General features: G+C 71.8%; 6 protein-coding genes and 1 pseudogene. 3 read left to right on the forward strand and 4 right to left on the reverse strand.

Going from position 1 to position 7,029, the window contains the following annotated elements; all coding sequences use genetic code 11:
* Positions 1-611: nicotinamide mononucleotide transporter family protein (locus IJH84_RS21890; RefSeq protein WP_295148403.1), on the reverse strand; the 611-nt coding region annotated here is incomplete at its 3' end.
* Between the two features lie 371 nt (positions 612-982).
* Between IJH84_RS21890 and IJH84_RS21895 the strand changes: the two genes are divergently transcribed.
* Both IJH84_RS21895 and IJH84_RS21900 read left to right on the forward strand, forming a co-directional pair.
* The gene (locus IJH84_RS21895) at positions 983-1,225 is read left to right on the forward strand and encodes a DUF3263 domain-containing protein (RefSeq protein WP_295148406.1); all 243 of its coding nucleotides are present in this window, start codon (positions 983-985) and stop codon (positions 1,223-1,225) included.
* A gap of 190 nt (positions 1,226-1,415) precedes the next feature.
* Positions 1,416-3,182, forward strand: a complete 1,767-nt coding sequence (locus tag IJH84_RS21900; protein ID WP_295148415.1) for an FAD-dependent monooxygenase — start codon at positions 1,416-1,418, stop codon at positions 3,180-3,182.
* A gap of 57 nt (positions 3,183-3,239) precedes the next feature.
* On the opposite strand, the gene IJH84_RS21905 is transcribed toward IJH84_RS21900, so the two are convergent.
* The 3 genes from IJH84_RS21905 to IJH84_RS21915 all read right to left on the reverse strand — a co-directional run bounded on the left by IJH84_RS21905 (position 3,240) and on the right by IJH84_RS21915 (position 6,312).
* Positions 3,240-4,331, reverse strand: coding sequence for a maleylacetate reductase (locus IJH84_RS21905; RefSeq protein WP_295148418.1), 1,092 nt, complete (start codon positions 4,329-4,331; stop codon positions 3,240-3,242).
* 78 nt (positions 4,332-4,409) lie between these two features.
* A complete protein-coding gene (locus IJH84_RS21910) occupies positions 4,410-5,318 on the reverse strand; it encodes a dioxygenase (RefSeq protein WP_200071032.1) in 909 nt (302 codons plus the stop codon).
* A gap of 49 nt (positions 5,319-5,367) precedes the next feature.
* The gene (locus IJH84_RS21915) at positions 5,368-6,312 is read right to left on the reverse strand and encodes an N-acetylmuramoyl-L-alanine amidase (RefSeq protein ID WP_295148421.1); all 945 of its coding nucleotides are present in this window, start codon (positions 6,310-6,312) and stop codon (positions 5,368-5,370) included.
* 198 nt (positions 6,313-6,510) lie between these two features.
* Between IJH84_RS21915 and IJH84_RS21920 the strand changes: the two are divergent.
* A pseudogene (locus IJH84_RS21920) lies at positions 6,511-7,029 on the forward strand (PucR family transcriptional regulator); the annotation flags it as partial.

The following is a 7,029-nucleotide window of genomic DNA, read 5'->3' on the forward strand; positions in this document are numbered from 1 at the left end:
ACCCTCGCGGTGCGGTTCCAGCTCCACCAGCCGTGGATCACCAGTGCGGCGAACACCACGTAGATGGCCGCGCTGAACCACAGCCCGGAAGCCATCTGCAGCGGCACGCCGACGGCGTCCACCGCCAGCCACACCAGCCAGAACTCGACCAGCCCGCGGCCCTGCGCCCAGAACGCGACCGCGGTGCCGACGAAGATCCAGGCATCCGGCCACGGCGCCCACGACGCGTCCAGCGCGCTCAGCAGCAGCGCGAAACCGGTCGTGGCCCGCGCCAGCGCGCCGAGCAGGAGCCAGCGCTCGCGTGCGGTGCCCTTGCGCACCACCACGCCGTAGACCGGGTCGCTGCGCCGCGTCCAGGCCCACCAGCCGTAGACGGAGATCAGCAGGATCACGACCTGCCGGATCGCCAGCCCACCGAGGTGCGCGCTCGCGTAGACGGCGAACAGCAGCACGGTCGCGGCCACCTGCACCGGCCACGTCGCCAACGTGCGCCGTTGCGCGAGGAACACGACCGCGAGCGCGCACAGCTGACCGACCAGCTCGGCCCAGGAGATCTGCTGGCCCAGCACGGTGATCCCGTTGTCCAGCAACCATTCCGCGACGACCCGCACGACCTGCTCCCTCCACACGGCGCGGAACGCGGCGGGCGCTGCGGGACGCACCCGCCGCCGCGCCCGTGCGCCGCCTCCCGGCCGCACTCGCACCGCCGGTCCCTGAGTTCCACCGGGGCCGTCCTATTCGGACGATCGGTTTCGCCGATCCGCCGGTTCGGATTCGCACCGCGCCCCGGAGCGCGCGTTTCCTGCCGTGCTCAACATCGTCCGCCCGCACGGCTGTTCCGGCGGATTCGGGTGGTTCGGATCACAGACTCCGATCGGCTGATCGAACACTCGTGCGCTTGCGGTTAGACTTGACCTCGGCCGGCGATCGAACAAGCCGCAGACTCGACAAGCCGCAGACTCGACCGGAGGGGGCGCCCGGGATGAACGACACCGATCGCGCCATCCTGACCTTCGAGGGCGAGTTCTGGCGGCACCGCGGCAGCAAGGAGCGGCTCATCCAGGAGAAGTTCGGGATGTCGCCCGCTCGCTATTACCAGCGGCTGAATCGCTTATTGGACGAGCCGGAGGCGCTCGCCCAGTACCCGGTGCTGGTCAACCGCCTGTTACGCAGGCGAGCCGAGCGCGCGCAGGGCCGCACTTCCACTCCGCCGCGCGCGAGCTAGGCCCGGATGCCGGTTCGGGCGGTGCGCGAGGCGTCGCCGCCGTACGCCGACCACATCCGAGGCACTTCCGGCAATCCGGAAATTCGTCGCGGAAGTCTCACCGCGAACCTCTAGCGCGGAAGTTGATCTTTGGACAAGATGTCCGCCACGTCGCCGGGACCATCCCGGCACCGCGGCGGAAGGAGTCGGCGTGGCCACGGTCGAAACGGACGTCCTGGTGGTCGGCAGCGGCCCGGCGGGCGCGTCCATGGCGCTGGCGTTGAGCCGGTACGGCATCGACAACATCGTCATCACCCGCTACGGCAACCTGGCGGCCGAACCACGCGCGCACATCACCAACCAGCGCACGATGGAGATCTTCCGCGACCTCGGCGTGGAGCAGCAGGTCCGCGCCCAGGCCACCCCGCAGCACCTGATCGGCACCACGACCTACTGCACCTCGCTGGCCGGTGCGGAACTCGGCCGGGTGCGCTCCTGGGGCAACGAACCGCTCGTGCAGGCCGCGCACGAACTGGCCAGCCCGTCGCGGATCTGCGACATGCCGCAGTACCTGCTGGAGCCGGTGCTGGTCGACGCGGCCGTCGCGGGCGGCAGCAAAGTCCGGATGGAAACCGAATACCTCGGCCACACCCAGGATTCCGACGGCGTCGAGGTCCGCGTGCGGGACCGGCTGCGCGGCGACGAGTACACCATCCGCGCCCGCTACCTCTACGGCGCGGACGGCGGGCGCAGCCTGGTCGCGAAGAACTCGCAGCTGCCGATGACCGGCCGCTCCGGCGTCGCCGGGAGCATGAACATCGTCTTCCGCGCCGACCTGTCGCAGTACGTCGCGCACCGCCCGAGCGTCCTGTACTGGATGTTGCAGCCCGGTTCCACCGTCGGCGGCCTCGGCATGGGCACCATCCGCATGGTGCGACCGTGGAACTTGTGGATGGCGATGTGGGGCTACGACATCGAGCAGGGCGCGCCGGAGCTGTCCGAGTCCTACACCCGCGAGATCGTGCGCGACCTCGTCGGCGACCCGGAACTGGACGTCGAGATCGTGCAGAGCTCGGCGTGGACGGTGAACCACGAGTCCGCCGACGTGTACTCGGCGGGCCGGGTGTTCTGCGGCGGCGACGCGGTGCACCGGCATCCGCCGTCGAACGGGCTCGGGTCGAACACCTCGGTCCAGGACTCCTACAACCTGGCCTGGAAGTTCGCGCACGTGCTGCGCGGCACGGCGAGCCCGGCGCTGCTGGAGAGCTACACGGCCGAACGCGCGCCGATCGGCAGGCAGGTGGTGGACCGCGCGAACCAGTCGATCGCGGACACCTCGTGGATCTTCGAGGCGCTGCAGGCCGGCGCGGCGACCGACGCGGACCAGGTGCGCTCCGCGATCGAAAGCCTGCGGGAGACCACGCCGGAAGCCGAGAAGCGGCGCCGCGAGCTGCGCGAGGCGATCGCCTTCAAGACCTACGAGTTCAACGCGCACGGCGTGGAGCTCAACCAGCGGTACCGCTCGAACGCGGTGGTCCCCGACGAGCAGGGCGGGGCCGACCCGCTGGATTCCGCCTCGGACACCGAGTTGCACCACCTGCCCTGCACCGCGCCCGGGGCGCACTTGCCGCACGCCTGGCTCACCGCGGCGGGCCGCGAAGTGTCCACTCTGGACATCGGCGGCAGCGGCCGGTTCGCCCTGCTCACCGGGCTCGGCGGGGAACTTTGGCAGGACGCGGCCGAAACCGTCGCGGAACGGCTCGGCGTGCGGATCGAAGTAGCCGTGATCGGACCGGGATGCAGGTACGAGGACCCGTACGGCGACTGGGCACGGATCCTGGAGGACGACGGGCTCGGTGAGCCCGGCGCGCTTCTGGTGCGACCGGACAACTTCGTCTGCTACCGCACGACCGGGCTGCCCGCGGATGCGGGATCGGTGCTGGCCGATGTCGTGGCGCAGGTGCTCGGCCGAGCCTGATCGCGGCTCGACATCGCGCGGTCGCGCGACAGCGCGCCACGAGACGACCGGCGTGCCTTACCGGACACCGGTGGGGAACTTGCCCTGCCACAGCTCGTCGAGCAGTTCGGCGACCGCGTCCACGGTCAGCGGCCGCGGGTTCGGGTAGGGACCGGCCACCACCCGTTCCGCGATCCCGCGCAGCTGCTCCCGCGCGACGCCCAACTCGGCCAGCGACCTCGGCCCGTCGTACCCGCGGGCCAGGTCGGCGACCGCCGCGACCGGATCCGGACCGGCAGACCGGGCCAACCGGTCGAACGCGGCCGGAGCGGACCGCCGGTTGAACGCCATGACGTGCGGGAGCAACATCGTGTGCAGCTCGGCGTGCGGCAGGTCGAAGGTTCCGCCGAGTGCGTGCGCGAGCTGGTGGTGCAGCCCCATCCGGGCCTGCGCCAGGCAGCTGCCCGCCAGCCAAGCCGCCGATTGCAGGCGTTCCCGGGCCTGCGGGTCCTCCGGCGCGACGAGCACGTCCGGCAGCGCTTCGAGGATTCCGTTCGCGGCCTCGGTGGCCAGCGCGCGGGTGACCGGGGTGGTTTCCGGTGCCCACAACGCCTCGACGGCGTGCGCGAGCGCGTTGACGGCGCTGGTGCGGGTCAGGCCGACCGGCATCGCGAGCGTGAGATCGGGGTCGTAGACGATCGTGCCCGGGGCGAGCGCGGGATCGCGGCGAGTCGTCTTCACGCCCTGCTCGGTCTCGCCCAGCACCGGCGTGGCCTCCGAGCCCGAGTAGGTGGTCGGCACCGCGATCTGGGACGCCCCGGTCCGCGCCGAGACGGCCTTGGCCAGGCCGATCGCCGAGCCGCCGCCGATCCCGACCACGCAGTCCGCACCGCCGGCTCCGATGAGCTGCATGACTTCCGCGGTCACCGCCACCGGCGTGTGCGGGGCCGGGCGATCGAAACGCGCCGCGAGCCGCTGCCCGAGCGCTTCGGCCGCCCGGTCCGCGGAATCCGCGGCGGACGGTGCCGCCACCAGCAGCGCCCGGCGCGCGCCGAGCCGCGCGGCTTCGTCGGCGATGCGCTCGCTGGATCCTCGGCCGAGCAGCACCCGGGTCGCGAGGGTTTCGTGCACGGCTACTGCGGCCGCCTCGTCAGTGGCGCGGTCTGCCATCGTCTCCTCGTTCAGCGTCTTCCCCGGCCCGGGCACTGCTGCCGGCGGCAGGCACGTCGACGGCGCCGGGGTCCTCGCTCATTCTTGCGCGCCGGGTTCGAGCCGGTCGATCGTGACGGGGAAGTCGACCCACCGGAACGGGACCGGCAGGCCGGCTTCGGCGGCCCGCTGCGGGTCGTCGACCGTGGCGAACTCGTGGATCAGGCTGGGCTTGACGCCGAACACCGCGTCCGAATCCAGGTACGGCGTCCCCGCCACGAACATGTGGGTGGTCAACGTCCGCATCCCCGGCGCAGAGACCTCGAAGTGGATGTGCGCCGGGCGGTTCGGGTGCCGCGCGGTGGCCTGCAGCATCCCGCCGACCGGGCCGTCGTCCGGGATCGGGTAGTGCCTCGGCACGATGCTGCGGAACCAGAACCGGCCGTCCTCGTCGGTGGTGAACAGCCCGCGCAGGTTGTGCTCGGGCAGCTCGCCGGGCCGCTGGACGTCGTAGAAGCCTTCGTCGTTCGCCTGCCACACGTCGACGCTCGCGCCCCCGACGGGTTCACCCGCCGGGTCGAGCACGCGGCCGGTGACCAGGCAGGGCTCTCCCTTGCCCTGCTGGTCGATGTCGTCCCCGAGTTCGCGCGGCGGTGAATCCACCACGTGGAACGGTCCCTCCACAGTGGATTCGGTGAGCTCCGCGCCGCTGCGCTGGTTCAGCGTGTCGACCAGCATCGACACCCCGAGCACATCGGAGAGCAGGACGAACTCCTGCCGGGTGTCGGTGCAGGTCTGGCCGGTCTCGGTGAGGAAGCCGATCGCCGCCTGCCACTCCTGCGGGGTCGGCTCGACGTCCTTGACGAAGCCGTGCAGGTGCTCGACCAGCTTCGTCAGCACCGCGCGCAGCCGGGGATCGGGGGTGTTCGCGAAGCTGCCCGCGACGATCTCGGCAGAGCGCTGTTCGTCGAACAGGGCCGAGGGACGTCCGGTGGTCGGTTCGGTCATGGGTCCGTCGTTTCTCGTGCGTGCGCGGTCGGCTCGTGCGGCACCGCGATCAGGGGTTGGTGGCGCGGGCCTGCTGCTCCGGGGAGAGCTGGCGGGATTCCTGGATGCGCACGAGTTCGGCCAGCAGCGGTGCCGCCTGCTCCGGCGGCAGCGCGGTGAACGCGGCCTTGATCGCCTCCGGGTCCTGCGCGGGCGCTTGCTGCGGCACCGCACCGGCGGGCGCGGCCCGCCCGTCCTGCTGCTGGTCAGGGCTCTGCTGCGGAGCAGGCGTTTCCCGCGCGACCAGCACGTTGACCAGGTCCACCAGCATCGCCACCGGCGTGCGCGGCCCGAGCATGGTGTTCCACCCGGTGATCTGACCCTCCGGTCCGCGCGGCCCGAGCAGCTCGTTCTCGATGCGGCGCAGGATCGCGTCCTGTTCAGGGGTCATCTCGGCGTCCTCCTGTCGGGTGTTGGCCAGTTCGGCGCGGAAGCGTTCCAGATCCACGTGCCCGGGGTCGATCTTGCCGGTGACGCTGGTCTCCTTGTGGCCGCGCGCCGCCTCGGGCGGTGCGCCGAGGTGCTCCAGCACGGCCCGGGTCGCGGTCAGCGCCGCCGAGTACTGCTCCGGGCTCGGCCCCTGCTCGACGCCCTGGTAGTCCCACTCGAAGCCGACGTAGAGCACGTTGCCGTCACCCGCGGGCACCGGCCCGGATTCCTTGGCCCGTCCGGCGTGGTTGGCGCGGCCCGCGGCGATCAGGTGCACCACCCCGTCGAACCCGATCAGCCCGTGGCACAGCGGACCGGCCAGGTCCTCGCGTCCCTCCACGACCAGGTCCAGGCTGGGCGCCGGGTTCTCGTAGGAGGCTTCGGTGGCCGTGTGGTGCTCCAGCACGCCCACCGGTTCCGGCGGATCACCGGAGTCGGCGGCACGCTGCTGCCAACCGGGCGTCTCCTGGACGGTCAGTCCGGCCGCCCGCAACACATCCGCGAGCCACACCAGCGGCAACGCCATGTCGATCACTCCCCCGCGCGTGCGCGTGCTGTGCGTGCCATCCTGTCCCGCCTTCGGCCGCGTTGACCACGCCCGACCGGATGAAATACCAGCGAACGGAGCCTGCACGACGCCGCGGGAGCCGCCGGCCCCGCGAGCGCGAGCGCATCCCGCCGCACCCTCGCCGACGGACTCGGCCGACGTGCGATTCTGTGCCGCATGGAATCCGAAAGCGCAGGTGATCCAGGCGAGCGGGTCTCCGCGAGCACGCTGCGCGCCCTGGAGCGGGCCTCCGGAGACCTGGCCACCGCCAGCATCGGCGCGATGGAGCAGCGGCTGCCGTGGTTCCGGCGGTTGCCCGCCGATCAACGCGCGAGCGTGCTGCTGGTGACCCAGACCGGGGTGTCCAACTTCGTCGCCTGGCTGCAGGACCCGACCGAGGCGATCCGGCTGACCGCCGAAGCCTTCCGCGCCGCGCCGAAGGACCTGTCCCGCTGGGTGAGCCTGCGCCAGACGCTGGACCTGGTGCGGGCCGCGATCGACGTGTTCGAGCAGCGCCTGCCGGAACTGGCCGCGCACGACGCCGAGCGCACCGCGCTCACCGAGTCGATCCTGCGCTACACGCGGGAGATCGCGTTCGCGGCAGCGACCTCCTACGCGGCGGCTGCGGAAGCCCGCGGCGCCTGGGACGCGCGGCTGGAAGCGCTGGTCGTGGACGGTATCGTGCGCGGCGACCCG

This window comes from Saccharopolyspora sp., assembly GCF_017434145.1.
Taxonomy (GTDB): domain Bacteria; phylum Actinomycetota; class Actinomycetes; order Mycobacteriales; family Pseudonocardiaceae; genus Saccharopolyspora_C; species Saccharopolyspora_C galaxeae.

What these genes read in the sequence shown, in the direction of transcription:
- IJH84_RS21895 (WP_295148406.1), top strand. Translation starts at nt 983, where the DNA reads ATGAACGACACCGATCGCGCCATCCTGACCTTCGAGGGCGAGTTCTGG.
- IJH84_RS21905 (WP_295148418.1), bottom strand. Translation starts at nt 4,331, where the DNA reads ATGGCAGACCGCGCCACTGACGAGGCGGCCGCAGTAGCCGTGCACGAA.
- IJH84_RS21910 (WP_200071032.1), bottom strand. Translation starts at nt 5,318, where the DNA reads ATGACCGAACCGACCACCGGACGTCCCTCGGCCCTGTTCGACGAACAG.
- IJH84_RS21915 (WP_295148421.1), bottom strand. Translation starts at nt 6,312, where the DNA reads ATGGCGTTGCCGCTGGTGTGGCTCGCGGATGTGTTGCGGGCGGCCGGA.